The organism is Sinorhizobium sp. P24N7 (genome assembly GCF_042436655.1).
Lineage (GTDB): Bacteria > Pseudomonadota > Alphaproteobacteria > Rhizobiales > Rhizobiaceae > Sinorhizobium > Sinorhizobium meliloti_A.
Map to the genome: position 1 here is coordinate 1 of NZ_JBHMIW010000029.1, position 17,850 is coordinate 17,850.

The following is a 17,850-nucleotide window of genomic DNA, read 5'->3' on the forward strand; positions in this document are numbered from 1 at the left end:
AACTTGTGACCGGCGACTACGTCGTGCGCTTCTGCGACCTCTATATGGGCATTATCGATCGCCGCGGCTGGTTCTGCCGGTTCGCTCCGCCCCGTCCGGGGCTTCGCGAACCGGCTGAACCTGCCGCAACCCAAAATCTGTCGACAATCATCCCGGTCCAAAATGTCGACCATCAACCCGGTTGAACACCTCAAGACGCAACGCGACGCTCATCTGGCCCTTGACCACCTCTCCTGTCCCCTGCATATTGCTCAGATGTCAGACCAATTATGGTTCTTGGGAGAACCGGATGCCCCTGCAGGATAGAGCGATGCTCCTGCCCCTGCCGCCCGCAGACCGGGCGCAGCAGGTAATATCCGCTCTTGCCGATTTCATTCAAAGATCGGGGCTGAACCCCGGGGATCGCTTGCCTGCCGAGCGGGAAATGATGGCGGCGCTCGCCGTCGGCCGCTCCACCATTCGTGAGGTGCTGAGCCATTTCCAGGCGCTCGGCGTTGTCGAGGCGCGCAAGGGCAGCGGCACCTATCTCCTGCGCGCCATTTCCACCGCAACCATCCACATGCCGCTGGCGCTCGACACGGAGCACCTTCGCGACGCGCTGCTGCAGACGCTCGAAGTGCGGCGCGGCATCGAGGTCGAGGCCGGCATGGTCGCTTCGCGGCGCCGCACGGAGGCCGACCTCGTCAACATCGAAACGAAGCTCAACGAGATGGAGCGGGTCCATCTCGCCAAGGGAACCTCCGGCCCGGAAGACCTCGCCTTCCATCTTGCAATCTACGACGCGACCCACAATCCGCTCTTCAAGCAACTGCTCGAACAGATGCGCGAGGCCTTCGAACGCTTCTGGGACGAGCCCTTCGACCGCTCGGACTTCGCAAGGCGCTCCTTTCCCTTTCACCGAACGCTCTTCGATGCGATCGCGGCGCAGGACGCCGAGGCCGCGCGCGCGGAAACGCTGAAAATCCTCGCGGTCGTCGAGGAAGACATCAAGGAAATGTCCAAATGAACAACGGCCTCGATCCGTTCGAGAGAGCCTCCCTTATCGTCGCGCATGACGAAAGCAACGCTTTCGATGCAGTCGTACCGCCGATCGTGCAGACCTCGCTCTTCACCTTCAAGAACTATGACGAGATGGTCGCTTCCTATCGGGGCGAGCGCGTGCGGCCTATCTACACCCGCGGCCTCAACCCGACGGTCAGGCATTTCGAGGAGATGCTGGCGAAGCTCGAAGCCGCCGAAGACGCCATCGGTTTCGCAAGCGGCATGTCGGCGATCTCCTCCACAGTCCTCTCCTTCGTCGAGCCGGGCGACCGCATCGTCGCCGTGAAACATGTCTATCCCGATGCGTTCCGCCTCTTCGGCACGCATCTGAAGCGCATGCGTATCGAGGTCACCTATGTGGACGGGCGCGACGAAGAGGCGGTTGCCAGGGCGCTTCCAGGCGCCAAGCTCTTCTACATGGAAAGCCCGACAAGCTGGGTGATGGACGCGCACGATGTCGCAGCGCTTGCGGCTCTCGCACGCCGGCAGGGGATCGTCACGGTCATCGACAACAGCTGGGCCAGTCCGGTGTTTCAGCAGCCGGTCTCGCTCGGCGTCGACCTCGTCATTCACTCCGCATCGAAATATCTGAGCGGCCATAGCGATGTCGTCGCCGGCGTCGTCGCCGGGTCGAGCGACCTGATCGGCCGCATCCGTTCGGAAGCCTATCCCTATCTCGGCGGCAAGCTTTCGCCCTTCGACGCCTGGCTGCTGATCCGGGGCATGCGCACGCTGCCGGTGCGGATGAAGGCACATGAGCGCTCGGCGCTCGCGGTCGCCCGTCGTCTGGCCGAGCATCCGCTGGTCGAAACCGTCTGCCACCCGGGCCTCGGCAACCATCTGCCACCCGGTCTCTCCGGCACCTCCGGACTTTTCTCCTTCATCTTCCGCGAAGGCGTCGACGTGCGCCGCTTCGCCGATCACCTGAAACTCTTCAAGCTCGGCGTCTCCTGGGGCGGCCACGAAAGCCTCATCGTGCCGGGCGAAGTCGTCCTGGCGCAGAAAGCCGAGCCCAATTCCGCGGCAGCCTTCGGCATTTCACCGCGGTCGGTACGGCTCCATGTCGGCCTGGAGGGAACGGAGGCCCTCTGGAGCGATCTCGAAACGGCGATGACAGCCGCTTCATCAGGCTGACGAACACGCAACCAGCGAGAACAAAGGGAACGATAAAATGAGGAAACTGATCACCACCACCCTGCTTGCCACGCTGATGGCCGGCAGCGCCCTTGCCGACACCAAGCTGAAGCTCGTCGAGGTCATCACCAGCCCCGAGCGCACCGAAACGCTGAAGTCGATCGTCGCCAAGTTCGAACAGGCGAACCCCGGCACGACCGTGGAGATCATTTCGCTGCCCTGGGGCGAAGCCTTCCAGAAATTCGCGACCATGGTCTCGGCCGGCGAAATCCCCGACGTCATGGAAATGCCGGACACCTGGCTGTCGCTCTACGCCAATAACGGCATGCTCGAAAGCCTCGAGCCCTATCTCGAAAAGTGGGAGCACACCCCCGGCCTCACAGAGCGCGCGCTCGAACTCGGCCGCGACGTCAACGACACCGCCTATATGCTGCCCTATGGCTTCTATCTCCGGGCGATGTTCTACAACAAGAAGCTGCTCTCCGAAGCGGGCGTCTCCGAACCGCCGAAGACGATGGACGACTTCGTCAAGGCTTCCGAGGCGGTCTCCAAGCTGCCGGGCAAATCGGGCTATTGCCTGCGCGGCGGTCCGGGCGGTCTCAACGGCTGGGTGATGTTCGGCGCGACCATGGCCGGCGACAACAAGTTCTTCAACGAGGACGGCACCTCGACGATGAACAGCGAGGGCTGGATCAAGGGCCTCACCTGGGTCATCGACCTCTACAAGAACGGCCTCGCCCCCAAGGATAGCGTCAACTGGGGCTTCAACGAGATCGTCGCCGGCTTCTACAGCGGCACCTGCGCCTTCCTCGACCAGGATCCGGACGCGTTGATCGCGATCGCCCAGCGCATGAAGCCGGAGGATTTCGGCGTCACCACCATGCCCAAGGGGCCGAGCGGCAAGGCCTTTACCACGATCGGCTTTGCCGGCTGGTCGATTCTTGCCGCCAGCCAGAACAAAGATCTCTCCTGGAAGCTGATCGAAACGCTGGAAGGCCCGGAAGGCAATATCGAGTGGAACAAGCGCACCGGCGCGCTGCCCGTCCATAAGTCGGCCGAGAAGGACCCCTTCTATGCGAGCCCGCAGTTCAAGGGCTGGTTCGACGAACTCGCCGACAAGGACGTCGTGCTGACGGTCATGCCGACCTATCTCGAAGAATTCGCCTTCTTCAAGGATTCGCTCGCCATCAAGACGACCCAGGAGGCCCTGCTCGGCGACATCACGCCGGAAGAGCTCGCCAATCAATGGGCCGACTACCTGACCAAGGCGCAGCAGAAGTACCTCGCAAGCAAGAAGTAACGCAGGCACCGGCGGCGGTCAGCCGCCGCCGGTCGTCCGACGCAGGAAAAGGCACGCCGATCGATAACGGCGGTCAAAAAAGGGGAAATTTCGATCGATGGCCTATGCCGCACGCCATGACGGCCTGCCCGCAACCCGTCCGCCGCTGATGAAGCGGATCGCCGACGCCTCTGCGCCCTATCTCTATACCGCTCCGGCGCTCATCCTGATCGTTACGGTCATGCTCGTGCCTCTGGTGCTCGGCATCTCCTACGCTTTCCGCGACATCCAGCTGCTCAACCCCTTCTCCGGCGGTTTCGTCGGCCTCGATCACTTCCGTGCGCTCGCCCAGGACCAGGCATTCTTCCGTTCGCTGCGCAACACGCTCTGGTGGACCGGCGCCTCCGTGTTCCTGCAGTTCGCCTTCGGGCTCATCCTGGCACTCCTGCTCGACAAGCCATTCTATGGGCGTGCGGTTGCACAGGCGCTCGTCTTCCTGCCCTGGGCGGTGCCGAGTTTCCTGGCCGGCCTCAACTGGGCCTGGCTTTTCAACCCCGTCGTCGGTCCGCTGCCGCACTGGTTCTTCGCCCTCGGCATCATGAGCCAGCCGACCAACATTCTGTCCGATCCCCAGCTTGCCATGTGGGGACCGATCATTGCCAATATCTGGTGGGGCATCCCCTTCTTCGCGATCACACTGCTGGCAGCGCTCCAGGCGATCCCGCGCGACCTTTACGAGGCAGCGAGCATCGACGGCGCCGGCCCGGTGCAGCGTTTCCTTTCGATCACCCTTCCCTTCCTGGCGCCCACGATCGCGATCACCATTCTGCTGCGTACGGTCTGGATCTCCAATTTCGCCGATCTCATCATCGTCATGACCAATGGCGGGCCGGCGGACCGAACCCAGATCGTCGCAAGCTACATCTTCACCCAGGCGTTCAAGCGGCTGGATTTCGGTTATGCCTCGGCGATCGCGCTGGTGCTGCTGGCGCTGCTCCTCGCCTATTCATTGCTGATCGTGATCCTGCGGCAATGGCTCCTGAGCAAGGATTGAGACCATGCGCGCCAAACAAGCATTTCTGACCATTGCGCATCGCCTGGCGATTCTCGCTTATATCACCTTCGCGCTCTTCCCGCTCTTCTGGCTGCTCAAGGTCGCCGTCACGCCGAACGACCTCCTCTATTCGGAGGGCATTCGTCTCTGGCCGTCGCGGGCGAGCCTCGAACACTTCGACTTCGTGCTGCGGCACAGTGCCTTCCCGGTGTTCTTCCGCAACAGCCTGATCGTTTCGGGGTCGACCGCCGTCATCGTCACCATCCTCGCCTCGCTCTCCGGCTACGCGCTCTCGCGCTTCCGGTTCCGCGGCAAATACTGGCTGGTCACGCTGATGCTGCTGACGCAGATGTTTCCTCTGGTGATGCTGGTCGCGCCGATCTTCAAGATCCTCTCGCCGCTGGGGCTGACCAACAGCCTCACCGGTCTCGTCGTCGTCTACACCGCCTTCAACGTTCCCTTCGCGACATTCCTGATGCAGTCCTTCTTCGACGGCATTCCGAAGGACCTGGAAGAGGCGGCGATGATCGACGGCGCGACGCAGTTCGTCGCCTTCCGCCAGATCATCCTGCCGCTGACGCTGCCCGGAATCGCCGCGACCCTCGGCTTCGTCTTCACCGCCGCCTGGAGCGAACTGCTCTTCTCGCTGATGCTGATCTCCGGCAACGCACAGGCGACCTTCCCGGTCGGGCTCCTGTCCTTCGTTTCGAAATTCTCGGTCGACTTCGGGCAGATGATGGCCGCCGGCGTGCTGGCGCTGATACCGGCCTGCCTCTTCTTCCTCCTCATTCAACGCTATCTCGTCCAGGGCCTCACGGCCGGCGCGGTGAAAGGCTGAAACGCAATGGCTTCCATCGACATCGCCAACATCAAGAAGTCCTACGGTACCCACCCGGTGCTGCACGACGTCGACCTCAAGATCAGCGACGGCGAATTCGTCGTGCTCGTCGGTCCCTCCGGCTGCGGCAAGTCGACCCTTCTGCGCATGATCGCCGGGCTCGAGAGCGTGACCGGCGGCGAGATCCGCATCGCCGGCAGGCGGGTCAACGAACTCGCCCCGAAGGACCGCGACATCGCCATGGTGTTCCAGTCCTACGCGCTCTACCCGCATATGTCGGTCGCGAAAAACATGAGCTACAGCCTGAGGCTGCGCAAGACGGCCAAGGATAGGATAACGACGGTCGTTGCTAGCGCCGCTGCCAAGCTCGGCCTCGACCCGTTGCTCGATCGCCGCCCCAAGGCGCTCTCCGGCGGCCAACGCCAGCGCGTCGCCATGGGTCGCGCCATCGTGCGCGAGCCGAAGGCGTTTCTCTTCGACGAACCGCTCTCCAATCTCGATGCGCGCCTGCGCGAGCAGATGCGCGCCGAGATCAAGAAACTGCACAAGGATCTGGGCGCCACCTCCATCTATGTGACGCACGATCAGATCGAGGCGATGACGCTGGCAGACCGCATCGTCGCCATGAACGGCGGCGTGGTCCAGCAGGTCGGAAGCCCGCTCGATCTCTACGACCGTCCGGCCAATCTTTTCGTCGCCGGCTTCATCGGCTCGCCCGGCATGAACTTCTTCGAAGGTACCTGCCACGGGGGCGACGCGCCGCGCTTCGAAATGTCGGATGAGATCGGCATCCCGCTCGACGCGGCCGCGCCCCTTTCGAATAACGCAAAGGTGACGCTCGGCATCCGTCCCGAACATGTCGTGCTTGCCGGCCACGGCCCGGAGACGCTGCTTGCCGGCGTCGATCTGGTCGAGCCGACGGGCTTCGGCATCATCCTGCATCTCTCGCTCGGGCGTGCGACCTTCAAGGTCTTCACCAACGACCGGTCGTTCCTGACGGCGTCCGGCACGATCCCCGTCCACTTCCCCGCCCACCACCTGCATTTTTTCGATGCGGAGGGCAAGCGCGTCTGAAGCAAGCGCCGAATGGCGGCCCGCAGGTTCAGGCTTAGCCGGAAGGAGCAATTGACTTCTCTACGACAAGGACTAGCTTCTTTCCTGTCGCACGTATCAACCGCCCCGGCGCACCATTCCTTAAGAGAAGCAAGCACCGCCAAAGCAGATTTGACGATAGCCTTCCTTGCCCCGCGCCGGGCGAAATTGAGGAAGTATCATGCGAATTGCACTTGCTGCCCTGTCTTTTTCGGCACTCTCGCTCTGTCCGCTCGCCGGGCTTGCTCAGGAGGGCGATGCCGAGGCCGGCGCCACCGTCTTCAAGAAATGCGCCACCTGTCACGTGATCGACAAGGACCAGAACAAGGTCGGTCCTTCGCTGCAAGGCGTCATCGGTCGGACGGCCGGCACCCATGCGGACTTCAAATATTCGCAAGCCATGATCGATGCGGGCAAGGGTGGTCTCGTCTGGGACGACGCGACGCTCGCCGAATATCTGCGTAACCCCAGGGCCAAGGTCAAAGGCACGAAGATGGTATTCCCCGGCCTCAAGAAGGACGAGGAGATTGCCAATGTGATTGCCTACCTGAAGCAGCATCCCAAATAGGAATACTTGCGGGAAGTGAGAATTCGATCTCGTCCCGATGATTTGCCAGTATTTTCCGTTCGTGCAATAATTGTGATCGGAACTCTGCGATTGCGTATTCGTCTCACGGCCGATCACGGCGGGGGAGGGTCAGGGAATGGCCGTGGTAGTGATTCTGGTTCTGCTGGCCGTCGGCTCGGTGTTGTTCCATTTGCTTAGTCCCTGGTGGTGGACCCCGATCGCCTCCAATTGGAGTTACATCGACAATACCATCACCATCACCTTCTGGATCACCGGCATCGCCTTCACCGCCGTGGTCCTGTTCATGGCCTATTGCGTCCTGCGCTTCCGCCACCGACCCGGCAATACCGCCGCTTACGAGCCCGAAAACAGGCGGCTCGAAGGCTGGCTCGCGACGGGCACGACCTTCGGTGTCGCGGCGATGCTGGCGCCGGGCCTCTTCGTCTGGAACCAGTTCGTCACCGTCCCGCAGGATGCGTCCGAAGTCGAGGTGATCGGTCAGCAATGGCTGTGGAGCTTCCGGCTGCCTGGCGCGGACGGTAAGCTGGGCACGACCGAAACGCGCGATATCGCCCCCGAAAACGCGCTCGGGGTTAATCGGGACGACGCCGCCGGGCAGGACGACATCATCATCGAAGGCGGCGAGCTTCACCTGCCGGTCGGCAAGCCGGTCAAGATGCTGCTTAGGTCGGTCGACGTCCTGCACGATTTCTACGTCCCCGAATTCCGCGCCAAGATGGACATGGTGCCCGGCATGGTCACCTATTTCTGGTTGACGCCGACGCGGACCGGAACCTTCGAGATACTCTGCGCGGAACTCTGCGGCGTCGGCCACCCGCAGATGCGCGGTACCGTCGTGGTCGACACCGAAGAAGACTACCAGGCCTGGCTCGCCGAGCAGCAGACCTTTTCGCAACTGTCCGCATCATTGGAAACAAAAGCAATTCCGGGAAAAGCGTGTAGCGGTTCTCCGTCCGGAGTTGCGACCGAACAAGGAACCGGAGCATTCGCGCTTTTTGAAGAAGAGCGAGAATGCTTCGGCCCGGCGGCGACAACGGTCGCCGCCTCAGCGGCACAGTAGGAGGTGCCGTGAAGTAGCCCCTGGGGAGGAGATATGATGGTCGACGTCCGGTCCGGTATTGGCGAGGCACTTCCGCCTCCCGAAGTCGAGGATGTTGAGCTTTACCATCCGCATAGCTGGTGGACGCGCTATGTCTTCAGCCAGGATGCGAAAATCATCGCCATCCAATACGGCACGACCGCGATCGCCATCGGCATGGTGGCGCTGGTGCTGTCCTGGCTGATCCGGCTGCAACTCGGTTTTCCCGGCACATTCGAGCTGATCGATGCCGAGCGCTACTATCAGTTCATCACCATGCACGGAATGATCATGGTGATCTACCTGCTCACCGCCCTCTTCCTCGGCGGCTTCGGCAACTATCTGATCCCGCTGATGGTCGGCGCGCGCGACATGGTGTTTCCCTATGCCAACATGCTCAGCTACTGGATCTATCTGCTCGCCGTGATCGTCCTGGCCGCAAGCTTCTTCACGCCCGGCGGACCGACCGGCGCCGGCTGGACCCTCTATCCGCCGCAGGCCGTCCTTTCCGGCACGCCCGGCGGCAGGGACTGGGGCATCATCATGATGCTCTCGTCGCTGATCATCTTCGTCATCGGCTTCACCATGGGTGGCCTCAACTATGTCGTGACCGTGCTGCAGGGCCGCGCACGCGGCATGACGCTGATGCGGCTGCCGCTGACCGTCTGGGGCATCTTCACCGCGACGGTGATGGCGCTGCTTGCCTTCCCTGCCCTTTTCGTCGCCTGCGTCATGATGCTCTTCGACCGGCTGCTCGGGACGAGCTTCTTCATGCCGGCGATCGTCGAGATGGGCGAGCAGCTGCAATATGGCGGCGGCAGCCCGATTCTCTTCCAGCACCTGTTCTGGTTCTTCGGCCACCCCGAAGTCTACATCGTCGCCCTGCCCGCCTTCGGCATCGTCTCCGATCTCATCAGCACCCATGCCCGCAAGAACATCTTCGGCTACCGCATGATGGTCTGGGCGATCGTCATCATCGGCGGCCTCTCCTTCATCGTCTGGGCGCACCACATGTATGTCAGCGGCATGAACCCGTATTTCGGCTTCTTCTTCGCCACGACCACGTTGATCATCGCGGTGCCGACGGCGATCAAGGTCTATAACTGGGTCCTCACCCTCTGGCGCGGCAATATCCATCTGACCCTGCCGATGCTCTTCGCCCTCGCCTTCATCGTCACCTTCGTCAATGGCGGGCTGACGGGTCTCTTCCTCGGCAATGTCGTCGTCGACGTGCCGCTCTCCGATACGATGTTCGTCGTCGCGCATTTCCACATGGTCATGGGCGTGGCGCCGATCATGGTGATCTTCGGCGCCATCTATCACTGGTATCCGAAGATCACCGGGCGCATGCTCAACGAGGCGATGGGCCAGATCCATTTCTGGGTCACCTTCATCGGCGCCTACGCCATCTTCTTTCCGATGCATTATCTCGGCCTCATCGGCGTCCCGCGCCGCTATCACGAGCTCGGCGAGGCATCTTTCGTGACGACTTCGATCGCCGAGCTCAACGCCTTCATCAGCGTCATGGCGCTTCTCGTCGGCGCTGCGCAGATCCTGTTCCTCTTCAATCTGGGCTGGAGCCTGCGCCACGGGCGGGAGGCCGGGGGCAATCCCTGGCGCGCGACGACGCTCGAATGGCAGACGCCCGAGACGCCGCCGCCTCACGGTAACTGGGGCGATGAACTGCCCGTCGTCTATCGCTGGGCCTATGACTACAGCGTCCCCGGCGCGCCGGAAGATTTCATCCCGCAGAACCAGCCGACGCCCGGCCGCCTCAGTCACGAGTCCGTCTCATGAGCATCGCCGCCTTCTTTCTGGCGGCGATCGCCGCCATCGTCGTCTGGTGGCTCGCAGGGCAACGCCTGACATCGCGCCCCTGGCTCGAGGTCGGTCACTTCCACGACCGCCGGGGCGCAACGCGTTTGCCGCCGGCGAAAATCGGCCTCGGCGTATTTCTCACCGTCGTCGGTGCGCTGTTTTCACTTGCGATCAGCGCCTATTTCATGCGCATGGCGTCATCCGACTGGGGCGCGCTGCCTTTGCCCGGCCTTCTCTGGCTCAATACGGGCATCCTCGCCGCCGGCAGCATCACCCTGCACTGGACCAGGGTCGAGGCAGAGCGGCGGAACGACGAGGCAGCTCGGATCGGTCTCCTGGCGGCGCTCGCCCTTGGCCTCGCTTTCCTCGTGGGTCAGCTCTTCGCCTGGCGTGCGCTGTCGGACGCCGGATATTTCCTGGCCGGGAATCCGGCCAACAGCTTCTTCTATCTGCTTACGGGCATGCACGGCCTGCACATCATCGGGGGGCTTTTTGCTCTCGGCCGGGTAACCGCACATGTCTCGCAAACACCGCTCGAAAACAGAACGCGCCTGTCGATCGAGCTTTGCGCCATCTACTGGCATTTCATGCTGATCGTCTGGCTGGTTCTCTTCGCTCTTTTTGCCGGCTGGGCCAGCGGCGTGATCGATTTCTGCCGCCAACTGCTGACATAGGAACCGTTGAACATGTCTGCACCGATGAAGAAGCCCGCAGCAGAAACGCTCCCGCGCCCCGCCGGTCTGGCCGGGCTCGCGTCGGACTGGGCCTCCGACCAGCGCACCTTCAAGGATGTCTCCTGGGGAAAGGCCATGATGTGGATCTTTCTCCTCAGCGACACCTTCGTCTTCGGCTGCTTCCTGCTTGCCTACATGTCGGCGCGGATGTCCACCGCCGTTCCATGGCCCAATCCGAGCGAGGTCTTCGCGCTCGAAATCGGCGGAACGCACATGCCGCTGATCCTCATCGCCATCATGACCTTCGTTCTCATTTCGAGCAGCGGCACCATGGCCATGGCCGTCAATTACGGTTACCGCCGCGACCGGCGGAAGACCGCGGCGCTCATGCTTCTGACGGCGCTTTTCGGCGCCACCTTCGTGGGCATGCAGGCGTTCGAATGGTCGAAGCTGATCGCCGAGGGTGTGCGGCCCTGGGGCAACCCCTGGGGAGCCGCTCAATTCGGCTCTTCCTTCTTCATGATCACCGGCTTTCACGGGACCCACGTCACCTTCGGCGTGATCTTCCTGCTGATCGTCGCCCGCAAGGTCTGGCGCGGCGATTTTGAAACGGAGCGGCGCGGCTTCTTCACCAGCCGCAAGGGGCGCTACGAGATCGTCGAGATAACCGGCCTCTACTGGCACTTCGTCGACCTGGTCTGGGTCTTCATCTTCGCATTCTTCTATCTTTGGTGAGGGAGGGCATCGTGGCTCACGCGGAAATACATCCGGCACAACCTGCGGTCGCCCATACGGAGCACCAGCAGCACCCGATCAAGCTCTACCTCCTGGTCTGGGGGCTGCTCTTCGTCCTCAGCGCTCTTTCATACCTCGTCGATTACTTCGGCCTGCAGGGCTATCTCCGCTGGTCGCTGATCCTCATCTTCATGATGCTGAAGGCGGGCCTCATCGTGGCCGTGTTCATGCATATGGCGTGGGAACGCCTGGCGCTGATCTACGCGATCATTCTGCCCCCGCTGCTGGTGCTCGTCTTCGTGGCGCTGATGGTGTCGGAATCGAACTATGTCCTCTTCACGCGCCTCACCTTCTTCGGTGGCGGCGAGTAAAGGCGGCTGCCGAAAGGTCGCGTTTCGGCGGCGCGTCCGCCTGCCGCCTCCCTGTTCGAGGAAAAACCTGTTCCTCGCCGCCCCGCAGGGTGTATTTTCTCGCTATATCAGCTAGATGAGCATCCTCGCGGCCGCGACCGTCCCCGCCCGCCGCCCGCAACATTCTGGTCGTGCAGCACGACGATTATGTCGTAGACAGGCTCAACTCGCGGCGCGGCAGGCTCTAATATCCGGCTTCAAAACCAAACCAGGGTCGCATCAATGGCAGAGTTTCCGGAAAAGGCGAAGGTCGTAATCGTAGGACTGGGTGGCATCGTCGGCGCATCGATCGCCCACCACCTCATCGAGCGTGGCTGGGACGATATCGTCGGCATCGACAAGTCGGGCATCCCGACGGATATCGGCTCTACGGCACATGCATCCGACTTCTGCTACACCACAAGCCACGACTATCTCTCGGTCTGGACGACGCAGTATTCGATCGACTTCTTCGAGAAGATGGGTCACTACGCCCGGATCGGTGGTCTGGAAGTCGCACGCACCGGCGACCACGTCTGGATGGAGGAGATCAAGCGCAAGCTTTCCTCCGCCAAGGCCTTCGGCACCCGCGCACATTATGTCTCGCCGGCCGAAATCAAGAAGCTGTTCCCGCTGATCGAGGAAGATCAGGTGCTGGGCGGCATGTTCGATCCGGATGCCGGCCTTGTCATCCCGCGCTCGCAGACGGTGGCCGGCAAGCTGGTCGATGCGGCGGAAAAGTCCGGCAAGCTGCAGATATTCGGCAATACGCCGGCAACTGCGCTGCTTGTCGAAAACGGCCGTATCAAGGGCGTCGTCACACAACGCGGCACGATCATGGCCGACCATGTCGTCGTCTGCGCCGGCATCTGGGGTCGCCTGATCGCTGAAATGGTCGGCGAGGACCTGCCTGTCATGCCGGTCGATCATCCGCTCACCTTCTTCGGCCCCTACAACGAATTCGAAGGCACCGGCAAGGAAATCGGCTTCCCGTTGCTGCGCGATCAGGGCAACTCGGCCTATATGCGCGACACCGGCGACCCGAGGACCACCGAGGGCGGCCAGATCGAATGGGGCTATTACGAAACCGACAATCCGCGCCTCTGCCATCCGCGCGACATCCTCGAAAAGCACGAGGCACGCCTGTCGCCTTCGCAGCGCGACCTCGATATGGAGCAGATCATCGAGCCGCTCGAGCGCGCCATGGAACTTACGCCGATCCTCGGCGAGCTCGGCTATAACGAGGGCCACTCCTTCAACGGCCTGCTGCAGGTATCGGCCGCCGGCGGCCCCTCCTGCGGCGAGAGCCAGAAGGTACGCGGCCTCTGGTACTGCGTCGCCATCTGGGTGAAGGACGGACCGGCCTACGGCAAGCTGATCGCCGACTGGATGACGGACGGGCGTACCCATACCGACCACGCCTCGATCGACTACGCGCGCTTCTACCCGCACCAGCTCGAAGAGAAGTTCATCGAAGGCCGCTGCTTCGAGGCGGCGCAGAAGATCTACTTCCCGGCCGTGCATCCGCGCGAGCCCTATGCGAGCGGCCGCAACGTCAAGCGCTCGCCCTTCTACGAGCGCGAGAAGGAGCTCGGCGGCTACTTCATGGAACTCGGCGGCTGGGAGCGCGCGCACGGCTATGCCGCCAACGAGCACCTGCTCGAAAAATACGGCAACCGCATTCCGGTTCGCGAGAACGAGTGGGACAACCGCCACTTCTGGCGCGTTTCCAACGCCGAGCATCTGGCGATGAGCGAGGATTGCGGCATCGTCAACCTCTCGCACTTCCACATGGTGGATATCGAAGGGCCGGACCATGTGGAGCTTCTCGAGTGGCTTTGCGCCGCCAAGATCGGCGGAGACGGCAATATCGGCAAGGGCATCTACACCCACTTCCTCGATGACGAGGGCATGGTGCGGGCCGACTTCACCGTCTTCCGCATGAGCGACCGCTGCCGCCTCGTGAACGGTGCCGATGCCGGCCCGCGTGACTTCCACTATATGCGCCGTGTCGCGGAAGACCGGGGGCTCGACGTCACCATCACCGACGTTTCGGAGAAGTTCGTCACCATCGGCATCTGGGGCCCGAATGCCCGCGAAACGCTGAAGAAGGTCGTGGCGGAACCGGCCGGCCTCGATCCGGAGAATTTCCCCTTCGCCGCGATCAAGCAGATCGAGATCGCCGGCAGGCCGGTCTCCGCCTTCCGCATCTCCTATGTCGGCGAGCAGGGCTGGGAACTGCACATGAAATACGAGGACGGCCTGGCCGTATGGGATGCGCTGCGCGCCACGGGCGTCATGGCCTTCGGCGTCGAGACCTACGCGAACTCGCGTCGGATGGAAAAGAGCCTCCGCCTGCAGAACGCGGATCTTCTCACCCACTACAACCTTATCGAGGCGGACCTTGCCCGTCCGAAGGTCAAGGAAGCGGACTTCCGCGGCAAAGCGAAGCATATGGAGTACAAGGCGCGCGAGCACCAGCCCGCCATGCTCTGCACGCTCCTCATGACGGAGAACACCGACAGGAACGGGGTGAAGCGCTACCCCGTCGGCAACCTGCCGGTCATGGACCCGGAGACCGGCGAGGTGCTGGTCGACGAACTTGGCCGCCGCTCCTACATCACCTCCATCGCCTACGGCCCGACGATCGGGAAGAACATCGCGCTCGCCTATCTGCCCTGGTCCTACTGCCAGGTCGGCCGCAAGCTCAATGTCGAGTATTTTGCCGAGACCTACCCGGTCGAGGTCGCCGGCGTCGGCTACAAGCCGCTCTACGACCCGGAGAACCTGAAGCCGCGGACGTAACCGGGCCGGAGAACCTGCCCGTGGTTTCAGGCCGATCCGGCGTGAAACCACGTGGAAGCTCTGGCCGGGTTTGTCGGCATGTTTCCTTGTTCGTAGTCGATCAAAGGACGAAAACATGCAGCATAAGACGCGCGGCGCTGTAGGAGAGTTTTCGGAGGACTGCAATCTCTCCACCCTCATCCTATGCTCGTCACAGGGATGAAAGCAGCGCCGCGTCTGCGGCGCGGGAAGCGTTCTTTCAGCCCAAGGACTTGGTCTGGCTGGATTCCTGTGACAAGCACAGGAATGAGGGACCGGGGATGTGCGGCTCCTACAACTTTCGCTTGCGAATATGCGAGGGAAGCGTCAACCTGTGACGCCGATCAGCTTTACCCCGGCACGTCGCCCGCGTTCGGAAGAGCCGCGCCACGGGCTCTTACGCCGGCATTTCGATCTGTATCTTCACGTCCGTGGGGCGCGCCTCGACGGCGCGGTCGAAGGCGGCGATACTCTCGTCGAACGGAATGGTAGCAGAGATCAGCGGTTTCAAATCGACCTTGCCGGAGGCGATCAGTTCGATGGCGCGGTCGTAGACATTGGCATAGCGGAACACCGTCTCGATCCGCAGTTCCTTGGCCTGCATACCGACGATGTCGAAGGGGACGGGGTCGACGGGCATGCCGACGAGCACGACGGTTCCGCCAGGACGCGCAAGACCCGGAAGAGCAAGGATTGCGGGTGCGGCCCCGGAGCACTCGAAGACCACATCCGCCCCCCAGCCGCCCGTCGCCTCCGCGAGAGCCTCGGATGCCGCCTGCTGGCGGACATTGATTGTCTCGATACCTTCATAGGCGCCGATGACATCCAGTTTCGGCTGCGCGAGGTCAGCCACGTAGACTTTGGAGCATCCCCCCGCGAGCGCGGCCAGTGCCGTCATCATGCCGATCGGGCCGGCCCCCATGACGACGCCGACATCCCCCGGCTTGATGCCCGCGCGAAGGGCGGCCTGCACGCCGATGGCGAACGGCTCGACCATCGCCCCTTCCGCGAAGGACACGTGGTCGGGGAGGCGATAGGTGAAGGCCGCCGGATGAACGACCTCGGGCGTCAGGCATCCATGGACCGGCGGCGTGGCCCAGAACCGTACGGACGGATCGACATTGTAGATGCCGAGCTTGGATGACCGGGAGGAGAGGTCCGGAATTCCGGGCTCCATGCAGACACGGTCACCCTTCTTCAGATGCCGGACTTCCGAGCCGACCTCCAGGACGACGCCCGCGGCCTCGTGACCCAGTATCATCGGTTCGTTGACGACAAAGGGCCCGATCTTTCCATGGGTATAATAGTGGACATCGGAGCCACAAACGCCGACGGTGCGGATTCCGATCAGCACGTCGGCGGGCGACAGATCCCGCCGGACCGGAATGTCGCGCAGCGACAATTGCCCCTTCTTTTCAAGTACAAGCGCTTTTGCCACTACCCGTTCTCCTCGTACAATAAGTTGCCGTTTACTGCCCTGGATCGAGATGGCTTTTGGGCCCGTGCCGCCTCTGCAGCAATTCGAGGAGACCCGCGCAGCGATTCCCGTCAGCAATTGCATCAAGGCAGAAGAGCTAGTGTGTTTTTGCGATTCGAAGAAGAGAAGAACGCCCGGCGAAGCTTATTTGCCGATGCAGAACATCTCATGAGGTGGTGGGGACGGTCGACCCCTGACGGAAGGATCGAAACCGAAACCATCATCGGACCGATGGATCATGAAAATGCGACCCCGGCATGACATCCGCCGGGATGGGGCAGACATAGGATTTCCCGTCCGTCTTCTCCAGCCATTCCGCCCTGGCGGCGGCAAGCAGGTCCGGCGAAGTCATCAGCGACAGACCCGTCGTGGCGAGCGTCTTGGCGGCATGCGCCATGGCCTTGTGGGCGATCGGGCTTTTGCCCTGCGCAACGACCTGCCAGGTATGCGGGTTGGTGCCGATCGCCCATGCCGGCGCCCAGCACTGCGCCGTCGGCGTCACCCAGCTGACATCGCCGACATCGGTCGAGCCGGCACGGAAGTGTGAATGGCCTTCGAATTCGCGCAGGCCGAGATGCAGTGGTGACGATCCATCGACATTGGCGTTGGAGAAGACGTCGCGCTTCATCTGGTAGAGGCGGATGCTGCTTTTGATTGCCTCTTGCGAGAACGTCTCCTGAATGGATCGGGCGAATGCGACGTCGGCCTCGTCGAAGGCGATCGGGCCGAGCGCCACCATATTGTCATGCATGGCGGTCTCGAGCGTGATATTGGGCAGGAGGTTGGTCGAGGCCGTATCGAAGACGATTTCCACCTCCGTCTCGGTCATCATGGCTGCGCCACGCGCCACCTTCTCGACGCGGCTGGCGAGATCCAGCGCCTGAGGCATTTCCGGCGCGCGGATCAGGTAGAGCACTTCGGCGTTCGCCTGCACGACATTCGCCGCCCTGCCCCCGGTATCGGTGATTGCATAGTGCACCCGGCAATCCGGCGGCATGTGCTCGCGCAGAAAGTTGACGCCGACATTCATGAGTTCGACAGCGTCGAGTGCCGAACGGCCGAGATGGGCTGCGTTCGCGGCGTGCGCGGCCACGCCCTTGAAGCGGTAGAAATATTCGAGAACGGCAAGATTGTTGGTGGAGCGCACTCCGTTGAACGGTGCCGGATGCCAGGTAAGCGCTGCGTCGACGTCGTCGAACAGGCCGGCACGCACCATGAAGGTCTTCCCGGAGCCGCCCTCCTCGCCGGGACAGCCGTAATAGCGCACCGTCCCGGGCAGATTGTGGGCCTTCAGATGCCGGGCGAGTGCGATTGCCGCCATCAGCGAACCGACGCCGAGCAGGTTATGGCCGCAGCCATGGCCACTGGCGCCTTCGACAAGCGGCTTCGCCTCGGCGATCCCGGCGGCCTGGCTCATGCTGGCGAGTGCATCGAATTCCCCCAGAAAGGCAATCACCGGCTTGCCGCTGCCGGACTCGCCGATGAAGGCCGTGCCCATGCCCGCCACGCCGCGCCGAACGGAAAAATCATTGTCTTCGAGAGCCTTGGCAAGCAGCCCGGCCGAGCGTTGCTCCTCGAATTTCAGCTCGGCGAAATCCCAGATGCTGTCGCTCAAGCGGGTAAACTCCGGTTTCATCAATTCGATCGCCGTGGCGATCGAGATCACGTCCTCTCGGTTCATGACATGTCCTCGTATTTCGAAGGGCGGGCGCAGGAGATCGCCCTGGCGCCTGCAGCGCTGCGCGCCTCTTCAGACACGCAAAGGTCGCTTCGCCGGGTCGGTCCGATGGGTGATGGATTGGCCGGGTCGGTGTTCTGCCGCCCGGCGC

15 protein-coding genes and 1 pseudogene are annotated in these 17,850 nt (G+C 62.5%); 14 read left to right on the forward strand and 2 right to left on the reverse strand.

Annotated elements, in window-relative coordinates; all coding sequences use genetic code 11:
* The 14 genes and pseudogenes from ACFHWW_RS32695 to ACFHWW_RS32760 form a co-directional block, all read left to right on the forward strand.
* Nucleotides 1-185, forward strand: a pseudogene (locus ACFHWW_RS32695) (hypothetical protein); the annotation flags it as partial.
* Nucleotides 186-289: 104 nt separating this feature from the next.
* Nucleotides 290-1,006, forward strand: a complete 717-nt coding sequence (locus ACFHWW_RS32700; protein WP_100671930.1) for a FadR/GntR family transcriptional regulator — start codon at nt 290-292, stop codon at nt 1,004-1,006.
* On the forward strand, nt 1,003-2,175 hold the full coding sequence (locus ACFHWW_RS32705; protein ID WP_100671931.1) for a PLP-dependent transferase: 1,173 nt from the start codon (nt 1,003-1,005) through the stop codon (nt 2,173-2,175). Before ACFHWW_RS32700 ends, ACFHWW_RS32705 begins: the two co-directional genes overlap by 4 nt.
* 37 nt (nt 2,176-2,212) lie before the next feature.
* A complete protein-coding gene (locus tag ACFHWW_RS32710; RefSeq protein WP_100671932.1) occupies nt 2,213-3,475 on the forward strand; it encodes a sugar ABC transporter substrate-binding protein in 1,263 nt (420 codons plus the stop codon).
* Between the two features lie 97 nt (nt 3,476-3,572).
* Nucleotides 3,573-4,508 carry a carbohydrate ABC transporter permease gene (locus tag ACFHWW_RS32715; RefSeq protein WP_018095792.1) on the forward strand — a complete coding sequence of 312 codons (936 nt, stop codon included), beginning with the start codon at nt 3,573-3,575 and terminating at the stop codon, nt 4,506-4,508.
* Nucleotides 4,509-4,512: 4 nt separating this feature from the next.
* Nucleotides 4,513-5,346: a carbohydrate ABC transporter permease gene (locus tag ACFHWW_RS32720; protein ID WP_379943466.1), complete on the forward strand. Its 834-nt coding sequence runs from the start codon at nt 4,513-4,515 to the stop codon at nt 5,344-5,346.
* 6 nt (nt 5,347-5,352) lie between these two features.
* The gene (locus ACFHWW_RS32725; protein ID WP_379943468.1) at nt 5,353-6,420 is read left to right on the forward strand and encodes an ABC transporter ATP-binding protein; all 1,068 of its coding nucleotides are present in this window, start codon (nt 5,353-5,355) and stop codon (nt 6,418-6,420) included.
* 199 nt (nt 6,421-6,619) lie between these two features.
* Nucleotides 6,620-7,006, forward strand: coding sequence for a c-type cytochrome (locus ACFHWW_RS32730; RefSeq protein ID WP_379943470.1), 387 nt, complete (start codon nt 6,620-6,622; stop codon nt 7,004-7,006).
* 136 nt (nt 7,007-7,142) lie between these two features.
* Nucleotides 7,143-8,087, forward strand: coding sequence for a cytochrome c oxidase subunit II (locus ACFHWW_RS32735; protein WP_018095796.1), 945 nt, complete (start codon nt 7,143-7,145; stop codon nt 8,085-8,087).
* A 33-nt stretch (nt 8,088-8,120) separates the two neighbouring features.
* Nucleotides 8,121-9,902, forward strand: coding sequence for a cytochrome c oxidase subunit I (gene ctaD / locus ACFHWW_RS32740; protein ID WP_379943472.1), 1,782 nt, complete (start codon nt 8,121-8,123; stop codon nt 9,900-9,902).
* A complete protein-coding gene (locus tag ACFHWW_RS32745; protein WP_379943474.1) occupies nt 9,899-10,597 on the forward strand; it encodes a cytochrome c oxidase subunit 3 in 699 nt (232 codons plus the stop codon). Before ctaD ends, ACFHWW_RS32745 begins: the two co-directional genes overlap by 4 nt.
* A 12-nt stretch (nt 10,598-10,609) precedes the next feature.
* On the forward strand, nt 10,610-11,332 hold the full coding sequence (locus tag ACFHWW_RS32750; RefSeq protein ID WP_275597468.1) for a heme-copper oxidase subunit III family protein: 723 nt from the start codon (nt 10,610-10,612) through the stop codon (nt 11,330-11,332).
* Nucleotides 11,333-11,343: 11 nt separating this feature from the next.
* On the forward strand, nt 11,344-11,703 hold the full coding sequence (locus ACFHWW_RS32755) for a cytochrome C oxidase subunit IV family protein (protein WP_018095800.1): 360 nt from the start codon (nt 11,344-11,346) through the stop codon (nt 11,701-11,703).
* A 261-nt stretch (nt 11,704-11,964) separates the two neighbouring features.
* On the forward strand, nt 11,965-14,526 hold the full coding sequence (locus tag ACFHWW_RS32760) for an FAD-dependent oxidoreductase (RefSeq protein ID WP_379943477.1): 2,562 nt from the start codon (nt 11,965-11,967) through the stop codon (nt 14,524-14,526).
* A gap of 415 nt (nt 14,527-14,941) precedes the next feature.
* Here ACFHWW_RS32760 and ACFHWW_RS32765 read toward each other — a convergent pair whose 3' ends face one another.
* Both ACFHWW_RS32765 and ACFHWW_RS32770 read right to left on the reverse strand, forming a co-directional pair.
* Nucleotides 14,942-15,982 (reverse strand): NAD(P)-dependent alcohol dehydrogenase, encoded by a 1,041-nt coding sequence (locus tag ACFHWW_RS32765; RefSeq protein WP_100671941.1) that lies wholly within the window; start codon nt 15,980-15,982, stop codon nt 14,942-14,944.
* 259 nt (nt 15,983-16,241) lie between these two features.
* Nucleotides 16,242-17,702 carry a M20 family metallopeptidase gene (locus ACFHWW_RS32770; RefSeq protein WP_100671942.1) on the reverse strand — a complete coding sequence of 487 codons (1,461 nt, stop codon included), beginning with the start codon at nt 17,700-17,702 and terminating at the stop codon, nt 16,242-16,244.
* Nucleotides 17,703-17,850 lie beyond the last annotated feature (148 nt).

Bases quoted from the DNA above. Each gene is read 5' to 3' on its own strand.
- ACFHWW_RS32700 (WP_100671930.1), top strand. From the start codon at position 290: ATGCCCCTGCAGGATAGAGCGATGCTCCTGCCCCTGCCGCCCGCAGAC.
- ACFHWW_RS32705 (WP_100671931.1), top strand. From the start codon at position 1,003: ATGAACAACGGCCTCGATCCGTTCGAGAGAGCCTCCCTTATCGTCGCG.
- ACFHWW_RS32710 (WP_100671932.1), top strand. From the start codon at position 2,213: ATGAGGAAACTGATCACCACCACCCTGCTTGCCACGCTGATGGCCGGC.
- ACFHWW_RS32715 (WP_018095792.1), top strand. From the start codon at position 3,573: ATGGCCTATGCCGCACGCCATGACGGCCTGCCCGCAACCCGTCCGCCG.
- ACFHWW_RS32720 (WP_379943466.1), top strand. From the start codon at position 4,513: ATGCGCGCCAAACAAGCATTTCTGACCATTGCGCATCGCCTGGCGATT.
- ACFHWW_RS32725 (WP_379943468.1), top strand. From the start codon at position 5,353: ATGGCTTCCATCGACATCGCCAACATCAAGAAGTCCTACGGTACCCAC.
- ACFHWW_RS32730 (WP_379943470.1), top strand. From the start codon at position 6,620: ATGCGAATTGCACTTGCTGCCCTGTCTTTTTCGGCACTCTCGCTCTGT.
- ACFHWW_RS32735 (WP_018095796.1), top strand. From the start codon at position 7,143: ATGGCCGTGGTAGTGATTCTGGTTCTGCTGGCCGTCGGCTCGGTGTTG.
- ctaD (WP_379943472.1), top strand. From the start codon at position 8,121: ATGATGGTCGACGTCCGGTCCGGTATTGGCGAGGCACTTCCGCCTCCC.
- ACFHWW_RS32745 (WP_379943474.1), top strand. From the start codon at position 9,899: ATGAGCATCGCCGCCTTCTTTCTGGCGGCGATCGCCGCCATCGTCGTC.
- ACFHWW_RS32750 (WP_275597468.1), top strand. From the start codon at position 10,610: ATGTCTGCACCGATGAAGAAGCCCGCAGCAGAAACGCTCCCGCGCCCC.
- ACFHWW_RS32760 (WP_379943477.1), top strand. From the start codon at position 11,965: ATGGCAGAGTTTCCGGAAAAGGCGAAGGTCGTAATCGTAGGACTGGGT.
- ACFHWW_RS32770 (WP_100671942.1), bottom strand. From the start codon at position 17,702: ATGAACCGAGAGGACGTGATCTCGATCGCCACGGCGATCGAATTGATG.